Origin of the sequence: Novosphingobium beihaiense, from assembly GCF_022832375.1 — a bacterium.
In the GTDB taxonomy this organism is placed as follows: domain Bacteria; phylum Pseudomonadota; class Alphaproteobacteria; order Sphingomonadales; family Sphingomonadaceae; genus Novosphingobium; species Novosphingobium beihaiensis.
This window is the reverse complement of sequence record NZ_JALHLG010000040.1, coordinates 17,547-33,406: the sequence shown is the minus strand read 5'-3', so window position 1 is coordinate 33,406 and position 15,860 is coordinate 17,547. Positions and strand designations below refer to the sequence as shown.

General features: G+C 64.5%; 11 protein-coding genes. All 11 read right to left on the bottom strand.

The annotated features are described in order from the left end of the window. Positions 1–347 precede the first annotated feature (347 nt). A complete protein-coding gene (cobA, locus tag MTR66_RS17605; protein ID WP_243923442.1) occupies positions 348–1,127 on the bottom strand; it encodes a uroporphyrinogen-III C-methyltransferase in 780 nt (259 codons plus the stop codon). Beyond that, complete coding sequence (locus MTR66_RS17600; protein WP_243923440.1) at positions 1,124–3,775, bottom strand: nitrate reductase; 2,652 nt, start codon at positions 3,773–3,775, stop codon at positions 1,124–1,126. Before MTR66_RS17600 ends, cobA begins: the two co-directional genes overlap by 4 nt. Positions 3,776–3,780: 5 nt before the next feature. Further along, positions 3,781–4,128, bottom strand: a complete 348-nt coding sequence (gene nirD, locus MTR66_RS17595; protein ID WP_243923487.1) for a nitrite reductase small subunit NirD — start codon at positions 4,126–4,128, stop codon at positions 3,781–3,783. Further along, positions 4,128–6,626, bottom strand: coding sequence for a nitrite reductase large subunit NirB (gene nirB, locus MTR66_RS17590; RefSeq protein WP_243923484.1), 2,499 nt, complete (start codon positions 6,624–6,626; stop codon positions 4,128–4,130). The genes nirD and nirB overlap by 1 nt, the downstream gene beginning before the upstream one ends. Positions 6,627–7,276: 650 nt before the next feature. Continuing rightward, positions 7,277–7,621 (bottom strand): hypothetical protein, encoded by a 345-nt coding sequence (locus MTR66_RS17585; protein WP_243923438.1) that lies wholly within the window; start codon positions 7,619–7,621, stop codon positions 7,277–7,279. Positions 7,622–7,766: 145 nt separating this feature from the next. After that, complete coding sequence (locus MTR66_RS17580; protein WP_243923436.1) at positions 7,767–9,005, bottom strand: alginate export family protein; 1,239 nt, start codon at positions 9,003–9,005, stop codon at positions 7,767–7,769. 316 nt (positions 9,006–9,321) lie between these two features. Continuing rightward, on the bottom strand, positions 9,322–11,019 hold the full coding sequence (locus MTR66_RS17575) for an ABC transporter ATP-binding protein (RefSeq protein ID WP_243923434.1): 1,698 nt from the start codon (positions 11,017–11,019) through the stop codon (positions 9,322–9,324). Between the two features lie 13 nt (positions 11,020–11,032). Beyond that, positions 11,033–12,088, bottom strand: coding sequence for an ABC transporter permease (locus tag MTR66_RS17570; RefSeq protein WP_243923432.1), 1,056 nt, complete (start codon positions 12,086–12,088; stop codon positions 11,033–11,035). A 31-nt stretch (positions 12,089–12,119) separates the two neighbouring features. After that, on the bottom strand, positions 12,120–13,550 hold the full coding sequence (locus MTR66_RS17565; RefSeq protein WP_243923430.1) for a CmpA/NrtA family ABC transporter substrate-binding protein: 1,431 nt from the start codon (positions 13,548–13,550) through the stop codon (positions 12,120–12,122). A gap of 222 nt (positions 13,551–13,772) precedes the next feature. Continuing rightward, positions 13,773–14,981: an ABC transporter substrate-binding protein gene (locus MTR66_RS17560; RefSeq protein WP_243923428.1), complete on the bottom strand. Its 1,209-nt coding sequence runs from the start codon at positions 14,979–14,981 to the stop codon at positions 13,773–13,775. 31 nt (positions 14,982–15,012) lie between these two features. Then, on the bottom strand, positions 15,013–15,591 hold the full coding sequence (locus MTR66_RS17555; protein WP_243923426.1) for an ANTAR domain-containing response regulator: 579 nt from the start codon (positions 15,589–15,591) through the stop codon (positions 15,013–15,015). Positions 15,592–15,860 lie beyond the last annotated feature (269 nt).

Below are 15,860 nucleotides of genomic sequence, written 5' to 3'. Positions count from 1 at the left end.
ATCCAGAGCGCGGTGGTTCCACCCTGGATTGCTTCGCTGCGCTCGCAATGACGAAGGGTTGCGATCTTGGGCGCACACGCTTTGGAACATCGAGCCTTTTGCCGCACCTGTTCCCGTTCGTGTCGAGCGAAGTCGAGACACGAGAGCGCTGCGTTTGCGTGTCTCGACTTCGCTCGACACGAACGTAGGTTGCTCAGGTTGTGGTGCGGCTTGCTTGCGGGCAGTTGTCAGCCGGACATCTCCCCGTTCCGTTCGTCCTGAGCTTGTCGAAGGACGCTGACGCAGCGCCTTGTCCCCCCTTCGACAAGCTCAGGGTGAGCGGGGACGGTTGGATTTGGTGGGGTAATTTAACCGGCATCCCCTTGCGCCACCTGCTCCAGCGCCAGTTCCACACCTTCCGGTCGCGCCATGGCGGCACCGATCAGCAGCAGCGCCGGGCCATCGCCCAGAGCCGTGCGCGCGGCCAGCGGCAGCAGGTCGAGCCGGGTGTGGAAGTGACGCTCCTGAGGCAGGCTGGCGCTTTCGATCAGCGCCACCGGCGTATCGGCGGGAAGCCCGGCCTCGATCAGCCTGGCTGAAACTTCGGGCGCGGCCGCCTTGCCCATATAGACCGCCAGCGTGGCTTCGGGATCGGCAAGGCGGTCCCAGTCGAGATTCAGCACCTCCCCTGCGCGGGCATGGGCCGTCACGAAAGTCAGCTTACGGGCAAGGCCGCGCAAGGTGAGCGAGGCGCCAAGGCTGGCGGCAGCCGCGCTGGCAGCGGTGACGCCGGGGCAGACACGCACCGGCACGCCCGCCGCGCGGCAAGCGTCCAATTCCTCGGTGGCGCGGCCGAAGATCGCGGGATCGCCGCCCTTGAGGCGCACGACCTTTTCACCTTGCAGGGCGGCTTCGACGATCAGCTTGTCGATGGTCTTCTGATCCTTCGAATGGCGGCCCGAGCGCTTGCCGACATGGACCAGCCGCGCCGAACGGGCGGCCATCTCCAGAATATCCGGGCCGACCAGCGCGTCGTAGAAAACCACGGTGGCCTCGCCGATCAGGCGTTCGGCCTTGCGGGTGAGCAGTTCGGCATCGCCGGGCCCTGCACCGACAAGCCAGACCGAGCCGACGGGAAAATCGGTCATTGGGCAGCTTCCTGTTCGAGAGAGGAGAAGGCTTCGATCAATTTGGCGATGGCCGGGCGGCACGATCCGCAATTGGTGCCGGCCCGGGTGCAGGCGCCCACTTCGGCCACCGTGGCAGCGCCATCGTGGACGGCGAGCGCAATGTCCTTTTCGCCCACGCCATGGCAGACGCAGACGATCGGCCCGCGATCGGCCTGCGGCGTGCTGGGACGGCCCGCGAGCAGTTCCGATGCGCTCGCATCGTCAAGCCCGAGCTGCCCTGCCACCCAGCTTCGCGCAGGCAGGCTGCCCGAACGGGTGAGATAGGCCGCCGCTATCAGCCCGCCCTCCCCACCGCGCACTGCAATACGGCGCATCCCGCGCACGGCATCGGCCACTTCCAGATATTCGCCTTCGGGCAGCAGCGCGGCGAGATCGATGGTTCCCTCGCCCGCCAGTTCATAGAGCCAGCCTGCTTTCACGCGCGAGCGGGTCCAGTAGAGCAGGCCTTCGGGCGCGATCACGTCCTGACGCACCAGAAACGCGCGCCATTCGGGCCTCACCGGCACCACACGTGCGGCGCTGTTCTTGTAGCCGGGCTGGCCGGAGACGGGGTCCACCGCCTGTGAGGGTAAACGGTTGGAACGCCCCGCCCCGGCCATGGCATCGCCCCAGTGCATCGGCACGCAGATTTCCCCGCGCCGCTGCCCGGGCGACACCAGAACACGATAGACCGCCGCGCCGCTTTCGGTCTCCACCCGGCCCAGCCCGCCATCGGCCAGCCCCAGCGCTTCGGCATCGGCGGGATGCACTTCGAGCAGCGGCTCGGGCCGGTGCTGCGAGAGCGTGGGGGAAAGCCCGGTGCGGGTCATCGTATGCCACTGATCGCGATAGCGCCCGGTGTTGAGCCGCAGCGGGAATTCGGCACTGGTGGCGGGCGCGGGCGGCAGGACCGAAACAAGCCGCGCCTTGCCCGATGCGGTGGGATAGCCTTGCGAGAGCGGACGCTCACCACCCCACTGGAACGGCTCCAGCGCCGCGTATTCCGCATCGTCAATCGTGGCATAAGCGGTGAGATCGAGCACTTTGCCGCGCACTTTGGCCAGCGCCGTCATCCGCGCATATTCGCGGAAGACATCGGCGGCGCTATTCCAGGCGAAACTACCGCCCCAGCCCATGCGTGCGGCGACATCAGCCACGATCTTCCAGTCCGCGCGCGCCTCGTCCGGCGGGGGGAACAATGCGCGCTGGCGGCTGATGCGGCGTTCGGAATTGGTGACGGTGCCGTCCTTCTCGCCCCACCCTTGCGCGGGCAGGCGAACATGGGCGAAGCGGCCGGTGTCGGTATCGGCGATGATGTCCGAGACCACCACGGTGGGGCAGCGCGAGAGCGCCTCGCGCACGAACTGGCTGTCCGGCAGCGAGACGGCGGGATTGGTGGCCATGATCCAGAGGAACTTGATCCGCCCGTCATGAACCGCGCGGAACATGTCGACAGCCTTGAGCCCGGCCCCTGCGCAGATATTCGGCGCGTCCCAGAACGCGGCCACTTCCGCGCGTTCCCCCTCGGAAAAGCCGAGATGGCACGCGAGCATGTTGGCCAGACCTCCCACCTCGCGCCCGCCCATGGCATTGGGCTGGCCGGTAATGCTGAACGGCCCCGCGCCGATCCGGTTGATCCGGCCTGTCGCGAGGTGGAAGTTGGTGATCGCATTGCCCTTGTCCGTGCCGCAGACCGACTGGTTCGCGCCCTGGCTGAACAGGGTGATCGTGCGGGGATGGGCCGCGACAAGATCGCAGAGCTGGGTGAAGGTTTCCTCACTCACCCCTCCGTTCGTGTCGAGCGAAGTCGAGACACCGGGTTCAGCGCCAACGTGTCTCGACTTCGCTCGACACGAACGGAGGTTCTGCCAAAATCCCTCGTCCTCCTCCACATGGGCGGCGAGGTATTCCCCGTCCACCAATCCGCGCCGCTTCATCTCTGCGAGCAGCGCGTTGAACAGGGCAATATCGCCATCGGGCGCGACCGGTACGTGCAGGTCCGCCTGCTCGGCAGTTTCGGTGCGGCGCGGATCGATGACGACGATCTTCGTTCCGCGCCGCTCGCGCGTCTTTTCCAGCCGCTGCCAGACGACCGGATGGCACCACGCGGTATTGGAACCGACCAGCAGCACCAGATCGGCGGCGTCCAGATCCTCGTAGGAGCAGGGCACCACGTCCTCGCCGAACGCGCGGTTATAGGCCGCCACCGCGCTCGCCATGCACAGGCGCGAATTGGTATCGACATTGCCGGTGCCAACGAAGCCCTTCGCCAGCTTGTTGACGGCATAGTAGTCTTCGGTGAGGAGCTGGCCCGAAAGATAGAGCGCCACGCTGTCCGGCCCGTGCTCGGCGATGCAATCCCGCATCCGGCCCGCGACGAGATCAAGCGCTTCGTTCCACGAGGCCTGACAATCGCCGATCATCGGTGACAGCAGGCGGCCTTCGAGACCGACCGTCTCGCCCAGATGCGTGCCTTTGGAGCACAGCCGCCCGTGATTGGCCGGATGCGCCCGATCCCCGGTGATGGAAACCGCCCGATCGCCATTACCGGAAACCCCGGCGGAAACCTCGGCGGCAATGCCGCAGCCGACACCGCAATAAGCGCAAGTGGTGCGGATCGCCCCCATGACGGTCAGGCCGCCTGATCCTGCGCGCCGATGACGGCGGAACGCAGCAGGTAGATACGCCCGGCATCGACCTTCAGCGGAATAGTGGGCACACAGCCTTCGTCATCACCCAGCGCCTTTCCGCTGCGCAGCGAGATGTTCCAGTTGTGCAGCGGGCAAGTCACCACATCGCCATGGACGATACCCTGGCTGAGCGGCCCCTGCTTGTGCGGGCACTTGTTCCGAAGCGCGAAGAATTCATTGCGCATCGTGTGGAACACCGCGATTTCCTCCCCGCCCACGACCGGCAGGGTGCGGGCGGTGCCCGGTTCGATCTGCGTGACCGGGCCGATATCGAGCCAGTTGCCGATCATCATGCGTTCTCCATCTGCGAGGCGGGAAAGGGGCGGACTTCGGCAAGGTGCTGGTGCAGCTTGGAGTCCTCTCCCGCCGCGCGTTTCGCCCAGGGATCGTCCTGCATGAACTGCTGCGAATAGCGGAAGCGCGCGGCGTAGTGCTCGACGGCGCCTTCCTCGGCGAGCTTGTCCTTCACGTACTGGAGGCCGACGCGTTCCACCCAGGGCGCGGTGCGCTCAAGGTACCACGCATCCTCGCGGTAGAACTGGATGAAGGCGGCGCACATCTCCAGCGCCTCTTCCTCGGTCTCCACCTTGCACAGCAGATCAGTGGCGCGCACCTTGATGCCGCCGTTGCCGGCGATGTGAAGTTCATAGCCCGAGTCCACACAGACCACGCCAAAGTCCTTGATCGTGGCTTCCGCGCAGTTGCGCGGGCAGCCGCTGACCGCGATCTTGAACTTGTGCGGCATCCACGAGCCCCAGGTCATCCGCTCGATCTTGACGCCGAGCCCGGTCGAATCCTGCGTGCCGAAGCGGCACCATTCGCTGCCGACGCAGGTCTTCACCGTGCGCAGCGACTTGCCATAGGCATGGCCCGAGACCATCCCGGCGGCGTTCAGGTCCGCCCAGACGGCGGGCAGGTCTTCCTTCCTGATCCCGAAGATATCGAGCCGCTGGCCCCCGGTGACTTTCACCATCGGCGCATCGTACTTCTCCACCACGTCGGCGATGGCGCGCAGTTCCCTGGGATTGGTCAGGCCGCCCCACATGCGCGGGACCACCGAATATGTGCCGTCCTTCTGGATATTGGCGTGGAGGCGCTCGTTGACGAAGCGGCTCTTCTGATCATCCACATATTCGCCCGGCCAGGCGCAGAGCAGGTAATAGTTGAGCGCCGGGCGGCACGAGGCGCAGCCGTCGGGCGTGGTCCAGTGCAGTTCCTGCATGACCTGCGGCATTTCCCGCAGCCCCTTCTCCACGATCAGGCGGCGCACGTCTTCGTGGGTGAAGCTGGTGCACTTGCACAGGGTCTTCGGCCCGCTCTCGACCTCTCCGCCCAGCGTCAGCGACAGCAGGCTCTCGACGAGATTGGTGCAGGAGCCGCACGAGGCCGAGGCCTTGCAGCCGGAACGCACGGCATCGAGCGAATGCGCCCCGCCTTCGATGCAGGCGACGATCTTGCCCTTGGAAACGCCGTTGCAGCCGCAGATTTCCGCATCATCGGAAAGCGCCGCAACGGCCGCATTAGGGTCCGCGAGCGCACCTCCGGACGCGAAAGCCTGTCCGAAGATCAGCGCTTCACGGATATCGGAAACGTCCTCGCCCTTCTTCATCAGGTCGAAATACCAGGAGCCGTCCGCGGTATCGCCGTAGAGCACCGCGCCCAGCACCTTGTTCTCCTTGACGATCACCCGCTTGTACACGCCGCGCGAAGCATCGCGCATGACGATATCCTCGCAGCCCTCCCCGCCCGAGAAGTCCCCGGCGGAGAACAGATCAATGCCGGAGACCTTGAGCTTGGTGGAGGTGACCGAGCCCTCATAACCAGTCGGGTTCTCCGTCACATGATCGGCCAGCGCGCGGCACATGTCCCACAGCGGCGCGACAAGGCCGTAGCACAGGCCGCGATGCTGGACGCACTCGCCGACGGCGAGGACCGACGGGTCAGACGTGACCATGTGATCATCGACCATGATGCCGCGCTCGACTTCCAGCCCGGCCTCGCGGGCCAGCCCCGTGGCGGGGCGGATGCCGACGGCCATGACGACGATATCAGCCGGGATTTCGGAGCCGTCCTCAAGGCGAACACCGGCGACCTTGCCATCCTTGCCATCCTTGCCAACGATTTCCTTGGTATTGGCACCGGTGAGAATGGTCTGGCCGCGCCGTTCCAGCTCGGTCTTGAGCAGCCATCCGGCAGCTTCGTCGAGCTGGCGCTCCATCAGCGTGGGCATCAGGTGAATGACACTGACATTCATGCCGCGCAGATTGAGGCCATGCGCGGCTTCAAGGCCCAGCAGGCCGCCGCCGATGACCACGGCGTTCCCGCCCTTCCCAGCCGCAGCGAGCATCTTATCCACGTCATCGAGATCGCGGAAGGTCACGACGCCGTCGAGGTCCTTGCCCGGCACCGGAATGATGAAGGGATCGGAACCCGTGGCGATCAGCAGCTTGTCGTAAGGTTCGATGCGGCCCGACGCAGCGACGACGCGCTTGTGTTCGCGGTCGATGCTATCGACCTTGTCGCCCGAAACCAGCGTGATGCCGTTGTCATCGTACCATTCGCGGGTGTTGATGACGATCTCGTCGAAGGTCTTCTCACCGGCGAGAACCGGCGAAAGCATGATGCGGTTGTAGTTCACGCGCGGCTCGGCGCCGAAGATGGTGACATCGAACCGGCCCGGATCGCGCGCCAGGATCTCTTCCACCGCACGGCACCCGGCCATGCCGTTGCCGATCACCACGAGCCGCTCCCGGACGTGTCCGGCGGGCGTGCCCTCCTCGAAGTTCATCGGTGCATTCACGTCACGTCTCCGTTCCGGGCGCGCACAACAAAAAACCGCCTCGTGCCTGTTCCCTTGGGAAGAGGTACGGGCGGCTTCGTTGCCACGCGTCTGTCAATCTGAATGCGAGGCGCTGAAATCGTCCAACGGCGGACGGCGCTTTCTCGCTGGCTATCGTTCTAACCGATTCGCCCTGCCGGGGGCAAGGTGCTTTTTTGCAGCGCAGCAGATTTCCCATCCTCCCCGGCACGGGGAGGATTGGGTCGCACGAAAGCCCCCGCTGGCGAATGCGGAATAACGCCGGGAAAGAAAACACGAAGGCAGGCGGTGCGGCCGGCGTGTAAAGGCTTGGCACGACAAGCTTGGCTGGCGCTTCATCGATTGCGAACGGCGGTGAGGGAAACGCGCGAAATCTCACCAACACGGCCCTGGCGAGCGAGGCGCCGGCCGCTCTGTGCGTGTGACATGAGAGCCAAGGCCTATGGCTCCACGCACCCGTCTGTGCTGGGCCATATAACCCATATGGTTATATATGTCAAGGTCTGAGCACCATTATGCCCGCCGTAGCTCTGCCCTGAATGGAAAACCAAGCTGAATGCTCGTCCGCTATCAGGAATTGACTAACGAGCGTTGGACGGCAGCGATGCCGGGGGGGACGGTCATTCAGCTGCAAGGATTGCTTCCCCAACAAATCTGCCTTCCCAAAGATAAAATCGACCAGCCTTCCGCATCAAGTCTGCTCCCTCTGGAGTGAGGAAGACGAAGGGCACACTGGCCCGCATCTCTCCTGGTTCTAACGGCTCATCCAAGATGGGCCATCCATCATACCCCGAAATCGGCTCATCTTTCGTGGTTACGCACGGGCAACCCCACCCGGGCAAAGCCGCCATTTTCTTACCGCCATCAGCGGTCTCATAAAGCTGAACATCTGCAATCAATGCGGGTTTCAATCGCCGAAGGTCTGCGGCTCTGCTATGAAATGGATTGGCAAATTGATCTTTCATCGCACCAAATTGCCGACGAAAGGGAATGACCGCAACGTCGGCGTGTCCGGAAAGTCCGCTTCAAAACAAAAAACTGCCTCGTTGAGACCCTTCCCCACCGGGAGAGGATCTCAACGCGCAATCAGGCGACCGGCGGCTTTTCCGCTCAGTACTTGAAGGAAACCTGCAGCCAGAGCTTCCCGGTATCCGTACCGAAAGCCTTGGCATCATAGTTCGCGTACTTGAGCAGCACCGGATATCCGGCAACGGCAAAACCCAGGCTGGCGTCCCATTCCTGGCCATAATCGATGCTGGCGTAGTCGCTCTTGAACTTGTGGTAGACGACCGCCGCTTTCATGCCCTTGAGCGGCCCGGCATTGCCGATCTTGGCGGAAGCCCCGGCGTAGTAATCGCGCAACCCGTTCGCGGGCGTGGTCAGGAACAGGTCCGCCCAGCCGTTGAAGGCATGGAGCGTCGCCAGCGGCGTCTGGAACGCCGCCACGCCGCCGTCGCTGCCCAGTTCCTCGTACCCGGCCTTTATGCCGAAGCCCGCAAGCGAGGCGCCCAGTTCGGCGTTGATGTAGTCCGCCGAATAATGGACCGGGTTGAGCTTGTAGTCCTGCTGGTTGGCGTAGCTGGCCTTGAAATTCACCTTGGCGCCGCCGCCCAGCGGCACCGCGCCGCTCGCGAGGAACCCGAAGGTCTGGCTTGAGAAGGCCACGCGGGTGTCGTAGTCGATCATATAGGCGAAGCCGGTGATCTTCAGCGGCTTCACGTCGAAGCTGCCGTTGGCGAGGATCATGTTGCCATCGAAATGCTGGTTCGGGCTGTCGACGCCGAAGATCGTGCGCTGCGAAATTGAGTAGGTCACATCGAGCGCCACCGGCCCCACTTTGGCCTGGCCGCGAATGGCATCGAACGTCTGCTCGTTCTGACGCCAGCCGACATTGCCGACGAAGCGCGCATTATCGAGAATCACGCGCTGGCGGCCGATGGTGACTTTGGCGGACTTCCCCTGATAGGCCATCTGCAGGCGGTTCAGTTCCACGTTCTGCGGATCGGCAACGACCGAATAGGGCTCCGCGCCGAGATAGCCGTTATTGCCGGGGATCGTGTCGTTGTAGTGATCGCCGATCGCCAGCGTGCCTTCGGCTTCGGCCAGCAGCGACAAGCCATGAGTCGTCGCCTCGGCGCCCGCGCGGAGGCGCATGGTCACGGCATCGGCATCGCGGCCCAGATCGTCCTGATCGACATGTTCCCAGCGCAGATTGCCTTCGATGATCGGATCGATGGTGAGATCGTCGTTCACCTTGATGGGATCGCCCGGCTTGGCGGCCGCGGGCGCCGCGATCGCCAGCGAAGCGGTAGTGACGGCAAGTGCGGCGAGAGAAAGTGCAGTCTTCATAAGCGTAGCCCTCCGAAGGATGCCCACCCCGGACACCCCTTCCAAAACTGGATCGAAGGCAGACGCCATTGCCCGCCGGTTATGTCCTCTCCCGGGCGCTTCCCGGCCCTTTGTATCGCGCCTTGCACGGCGGGCGCCCTTGCCCGTCCGCCGCCCCTCATGAGCAGACGCTTGCCTATTCTTCCGCCCCTCCCCTTCAGGGGAGGGGTTGGGGTGGGGGCTCTCCGCAAGCGCGGTGCCCGGACGATAGCCCCCACCCCCGGCCCCTCCCCTGAAGGGGAGGGGGAATGAGGCCTATCCGTCCCCCCGTTTTTTCTCAGGCCGCCTTCACCGCAGGCCCGTGATCGTATTCGGCCAGGAAGTGCAGCACTTCCTGACGGTAGTGATAGAACTGCGGATCATCGAGCAGCGCCTTGCGGTCACGCGGGCGCGGCAGATCGACTTTCAGCACTTTGCCGATAGTAGCGCGCGGACCATTGGTCATCATCACCACCCGGTCGGCCAGCAGGATCGCCTCGTCCACATCGTGCGTAACCATGATCGCGGTCACTTTGGTGCGGTTCCAGGTTTCCACCAGCACGTCCTGCAAGTCCCAGCGCGTCAGGCTGTCGAGCATCCCGAAAGGCTCGTCGAGCAGCAGCAGGCGCGGGCTGAGCGCGAAGGCACGGGCAATACCCACCCGCTGGCGCATCCCGTTCGACATCTCCGCCGCCATCTTCTCCTTGGCATCGCCCAGCCCGACGCGGTCGAGATAGTAATCGACGATATCGCGCCGCTCCGCCTTGCTGGCGTGCGGATAGACCCGCTCCACCCCTAGCGCGACGTTCTGGCGCGCGGTGAGCCAGGGCATCAGGCTGGGCGCCTGGAACACCACGGCCTTGTCCGGCCCGGCCACGTCGATCTCGCGGTTATCGAGCACGATGCCGCCCGCGCTGATCGCGTTGAGCCCCGCCGCCATCGTCAGCACGGTGGACTTGCCGCAGCCCGAGTGGCCGATCAGTGAGATGAACTCGCCCTTGTCCATCAGCAGGTTGAAGTCCTCCACCACAGTGAGCGGGCCCTTGGGCGTGGGATAGACTTTGTGGAGCTTGAAGAATTCCAGATAGCGCCGTTCCACCGCCGACTTGCCCGCCTCCACGTAAGCGGCCGGCAGTTCCACTTCCTTCTGCACGGCAAACAGATCCAGCGGTGCGACTTCGGGCAGGTCCACGCTGCTTTCGCCGACGCTCGAACCCTGCTCGTTGAGCGCGCCGAGATAGCCGACGATCTGCTTGCGCAAGTGCTGGTAATGCGCGTCGTCGTTCACCGCCTCCCGGTCGCGCGGGCGCGGCACGTCGACGGTGTAGATCTGCCCGATCCGCGCCGCCGGGGCAGGCGTCAGCACGGCCACGCGGTCGGCCAGCAGCAGGGCTTCGTCCACGTCGTTGGTGACAAGGATGATCGTGCGCTTCTCTTCCTTGCGGATACGCTCGATCTCGTCCTGCAATTTGGAGCGGGTGAGCGCGTCGAGCGCCGAGAGCGGCTCGTCGAGCAGCAGGATTTCGGGCTCCATCGCGAGGGCACGGGCCACCGCGACACGCTGGCGCATCCCGCCCGAAAGCTGCCCCGGCTTGCGGTCCATCGCATGGCCGAGGCCGACCAGTTCGACCTTCTGCTTTACCAGCGCCGCGCGCTCTTCCTTACTGCGGTCCTTGTGGACGGCATCAACCGCGAGCGCGACGTTCTTTTCCACGGTCAGCCAGGGGAACAGCGAGTAGGACTGGAACACCAGCCCCCGGTCCTTGTCCGGCCCCTTGATCTGCTGGCCGTGGAGCAGGATTTCCCCGGCATCGGGCTGGATCAGCCCGGCAATCGCGGAAATCAGCGTGGTCTTGCCCGCCCCGGAGAAGCCGAGGATGGCGATGAACTCGCCCTCCTCCACATCGAGATCGATGCCGTCGAGCACTTGCGTCACGCCGCCGGTCTGGCCGGTATAAGACTTGGAGACACCCTTGAGCGAAAGGATCGTGGTCATGGCGTGATCCTCCTCAGACCGTGCGGTTGCGGCTGGCGAACTTCTCGACGGCCATCATGATCCGGTCGAGCAGGAAGCCGATCAGGCCGATGACGATGACGGCGAACATGATGCGGGCGAGCGACTGGCTGGAGCCGTTCTGGAACTCGTCCCACACGAACTTGCCGAGGCCCGGATTCTGCGCGAGCATTTCCGCCGCGATCAGCACCATCCAGCCCACGCCCAGCGAGAGGCGCATACCGGTGAAGATGTACGGCAGCGCGCTGGGCAGCACGAGCCTGGTCAGCTTGGCGAACCAGCCGAGCTTGAGCACGCGGCCCACGTTCAGCAGGTCCTTGTCGATCGAGGCGGTGCCGACGGCGGTGTTGATCAGCGTCGGCCAGAGCGAGCAGAGCATCACCACCACGGCCGAGATCACGAAGCTCTTGGCCAGCATCGGATCGGCGCTGGTGATCGTGGCCGAAACCACCATGGTCACGATCGGCAGCCAGGCAAGCGGGCTGACCGGCTTCATGATCTGCACCAGCGGATTGATCGCGGCGTTGAACATCGGCGAGAGACCGGCGGCGAGCCCGATCGGCACTGCGAAGAGCGTGGCCAGAACGAAGCCCAGCGCCACCGTCTTGAGCGAGGTGAAGACCTGATCGAGGAACGTCGGCGGCCCGGCGTAATCGAAGGCCATGGCCTGCGTCCCGGCAGCGATGCGAGCATCCTGCGCCGCATAGAATTCGGCCTTGGCCTCGTTCGAGGCCTGCCATTCGTCATAGAGCGCCACGCCCTGCCCGGCGACTTCCACGGGACCGGGAAGCGCGCCGAGCGAGGTGTCGACCTGCGGAGCGAGAACCGCCCACAGAGCCAGAAACGCCACGATGCCAAGCAGTGGCGCCAGGAACGCCTTGCCGTATTTCGAGACAACCGCCTGCATGTTCCAGGCGGGGGCCGCCGGTGCGCCACCTTTTGCGCCCTGTTCCGGCTGCGAACTGGTCTGCGTCACCTTGCTCTCCGTCTGGTCCTGCGCCGAACCCGCTTCGGGGCTAACCGGCTCTATGTCTGCAAATGCGGTTGCCATCGAAATTCTCCTTTGAGAAGGAACTGGACGATCAGCCGCCGGTCACGCCCGAAGCGGTGACTTTCTGGCCCTGCTTAAGGCCGATCTTGAGCGACTGGATATAGGCGTTGGGCTTGTGCCCATCGTAAGGCACGTGATCGAGGAAGCCGTTGTCGACCGGCTTGAACCCGTCGGTTTCAGGCACCGAAGCGGCCGGGATCACCTTGTCCGAAACCAGCTTGTTGGCGGCGGCAAGGTAGAGGTCCGGGCGATAGACCGCCTTGGCCTTTTCGACGTACCAGCTATCGTCATGATCGGCGGGGATCTGGCCCCAGCGGCGCATCTGGGTCATGTACCAGATGGCGTCCGAGTAGAACGGATAGCCCGCGTATTTGTCAAAGAAGATGTTGAAGCCCGGCGCGGGGCGGGTGTCGCCCGGCTCGAACGTGAACTTGCCGGTCATCGAGGCGGCGATCACTTGCGCATCGGCGCCCACATAGTTCGGCTGGCTCAGGATCTTGACCGCCTCGGCGCGGTTCTTGCCGCCGTCGGCATCGAGCCACTGCTGGGCCTTGATGATCGCGCGCAGCATGGCCGCGGTGGTGTTCGGGTACTTTTCGGCGAAGTCCTTGCGTATGCTGAAGACCTTTTCCGGATTGTCATGCCAGATGCCGTCGTCGGTCACGACCGGAACGCCGATCTTCTTCTGCACGGCAGCCTGGTTCCACGGCTCGCCCACGCAATAGCCCTCGATGGTCCCGGCTTCGAGCGTGGCCGGCATCTGCGGGGGCGGCGTGACCGAGAGCTGCACGTCGGCATCGGTCGTTCCCTTGATGTCGCCGGGCAGATAGTAACCCGGGTTCAACCCGCCAGCAGCCAGCCAGTAGCGCAACTCGTAGTTGTGCGTCGAAACCGGGAAGACCATGCCCATGTTGAAGGGCTTGCCCTGCTGCTTGTAGCTATCGACGATCGGCTTGAGTGCTGAGGCCGAGATCGGGTGCGTGGGCTTGCCGTCCGGCCCCTTGGGCAGGGTCGGCTCCATCTGTGCCCAGACCTTGTTCGACACGGTGATGGCATTGCCGTTGAGATCGAGGCTGAGCGGGGCGATCAGGTCCGCCTGGGTGCCGATGCCGAGCGTCGCCGCGATCGGCTGGCCCGCCAGCATGTGGGCGCCGTCAAGCTGGCCGCCGATCACGCCGTCAAGCAGCACCTTCCAGTTCGCCTGCGGCTCCAGCGTGACGTTGAGGCCCTCCTCTGCGAAGAAGCCCTTTTCCTTGGCGATGGCCAGCGGTGCCATGTCGGTCAGCTTGATGAAGCCCAGCTTGAGCACGGGCTTTTCGATGGCCCCCGCAGCCGAGGCAGCCTTGAGCGCCTCACCCGAAGGCGCCTCGCTCTTGCTGCCGCAGCCCGCGAGCGCAACGCTCGCCATCAGCGCAACAACCGCCGCGCGCCGTGTGAAACCGAACCCCCGATCCATGCTCATCGAAACCAACCCCACGTCCGAACGGCAAACGCAAAAAACCGCCTCGACACACATCCGGGCAGGATGTCATCGGGCGGCCACGTTGCCACTGATTGCTGAAAGCGCAGACCGGTCCTGATCCGCTCCCGTCCTTGGGAGCCAACCGGCTTGCGTTGCGTGTTGTTTAAGCGATTCGCGCCTCTCGCGTAAAGCCCCTTTTCGCAGCGCAGCACAAAAGGCCTGTCAGGGCAGGCGCGAAATGTACCCTTCGATATCGTTCGGATCGAACACCATTCCGTCAAAGAAAGTATTCTTTTCCAGCGTCATGGAGCCCTGTTGCGTGCCCACCACGGTGGCCGATGCAAGGCTGCCTTCCACTTTCGAACTGGCGCCCGGAAGCGGCGCACCGGTGCCCAGGAGTGCACTGCGGTAAATGTCCGGGCGGAACACACCGGCGGCCTTGCGGCACTCTTCCGCATCGAAAGGCGTGCCGCCCCAGCGCACCATCTGGGTGTAGAGCCATTCCGCCTGGCTGACCCAGGGAAAGTTCGCCGCCTCCCGGTGCTGGAACATGAAATCGGGATAGTGGACGAGCGGCCCATCACGCGCGATCAGCAACTGGTCCGAAATGGCGTGGCGGATCAGTTCGGCGGAACCGTCAAGATATTCGGGCCGCGCCAGAATCACGGCATTCGCGTCCCAATTGGCCGGATCGACGAAATGCGCACCCGCCTTGCACAGGGCCCGGATCAACCGCTCCACGCTGTCACGCTTTTCCGCCAGAACGCTTTCGCGCAAGGCCAGCACCTTTTCCACCCCGCGCCGCCAGATCTGCGCCGTGGAGAGCACGATCTCACCCGCGCCCTGCTCCACCGCAACGCTGTTCCACGGCTCGCCCACGCAGATCCCGTCCACTTCGCCCTGCTTCAGCGCATCGGCGCAGAACGGCGGCGGAACCGTCGAGATATCAACGTCATGATCGGGCCGGATGCCACAGGCGGCCAGCCAGTAACGCAGCATGTAATTGTGGCTGGAATAGCGGTGGACCACGCCGAACGTCAGCGGCCGCCCGGCCTTGCTGCGCTCTTCGGCAATCGCCTTGAGCGCGGCGCCGGTTTCGGCAGGCGTGCCCATCCCGCCCTCCGGCCGGACCTGCCGCGCCAGTTCCGGGCGAAGCGTGATGGCATTGCCGTTCAGCCCCAGCACGAACGGTACCGACAGCGGCTGCGCCGGGCGCCCCCGCCCCAGCGTGGCGGCAATCGCCAGCGGCGCCACCAGATGCGCCGCATCGCTATGCCCATAGAGCAGCCGGTCGAGCACCGTCGCCCAGCTCATGTCCTTGACGAGCCGCAGCGAGACGCCTTCCTCCTCGGCAAAGCCATGCTCATGCGCGAGGATCGGCAGACAGGCATCGACCAGAGGCAGAAAGCCGATTGTCAGTTCGGTGCTCACGTCGCAAAATCCCTCAGATTTTCGGGCTTCATCAAACGTTTCCCATAAGATTGTGGGCCGTCACGATGGCCTCGGCAATATCGGCTATGCGCTTACCCTGGTTCATCGCCGCCTTGCGCAGCTCCGCATAGGCCTTCGGTTCGGGCAGCCCGCGGCTGTCCATCAGGATGCGTTTGGCCTTGTCGATCGTCTCGCGCTCGGCCAGCTTGCCCTTCGCTTCGGCAAGATCGTTCTGAAGCCGCGAGAAGGCATTGAACCGGGTAACGGCCAGATCGAGGATCGGCCGGATACGCCCGGCGGCGAGCCCGTCCACGACATAGGACGAAACCCCCGCATCGACCGAAGCGACAATCGATTCGTCATCGGATTCATCCACGAACATGGCGATCGGGCGCTGCAACGCGCGGCTGACGGCGAAGTATTCCTCCAGCACGTCGCGCGAGGGGTTGCCCAGGTTCATCAGCACGATATCGGGATCGATCTCCCCGATCCGCGCCAGCAGCCCGCGCCTTTCGGTGATGACGAACAGCTCGCAATCATCGAGCGCGGCAATCCCCTCCTGAATGATGGAGGCGCGCGCGGCGCTTTCGTCGATGATGGCAATGCGCATAGGCGTTCCTTGTGGCGGGCGGCAGGCACTGTGGCAAGAGGCCGCCCCTTCTTCCCGCCCGGGCGGCACGTGTCTTCGCGAAGGCGTCAGGTCCGCGTTGCATCCGAAACGGGTCCAGTTGCGATAACCGCCTTGCGCCTCCGCAGGTTACGTCTTCGCCCGACAGACAACGCCCGCCCGGCCAGAGCGATCCCGGGCCCCGGAGTGAGACCTTGCGAGACACTGCACGCCTGCCCCGCGCCCGCGCGAAAGTTCCGCCCTTCCGGCAC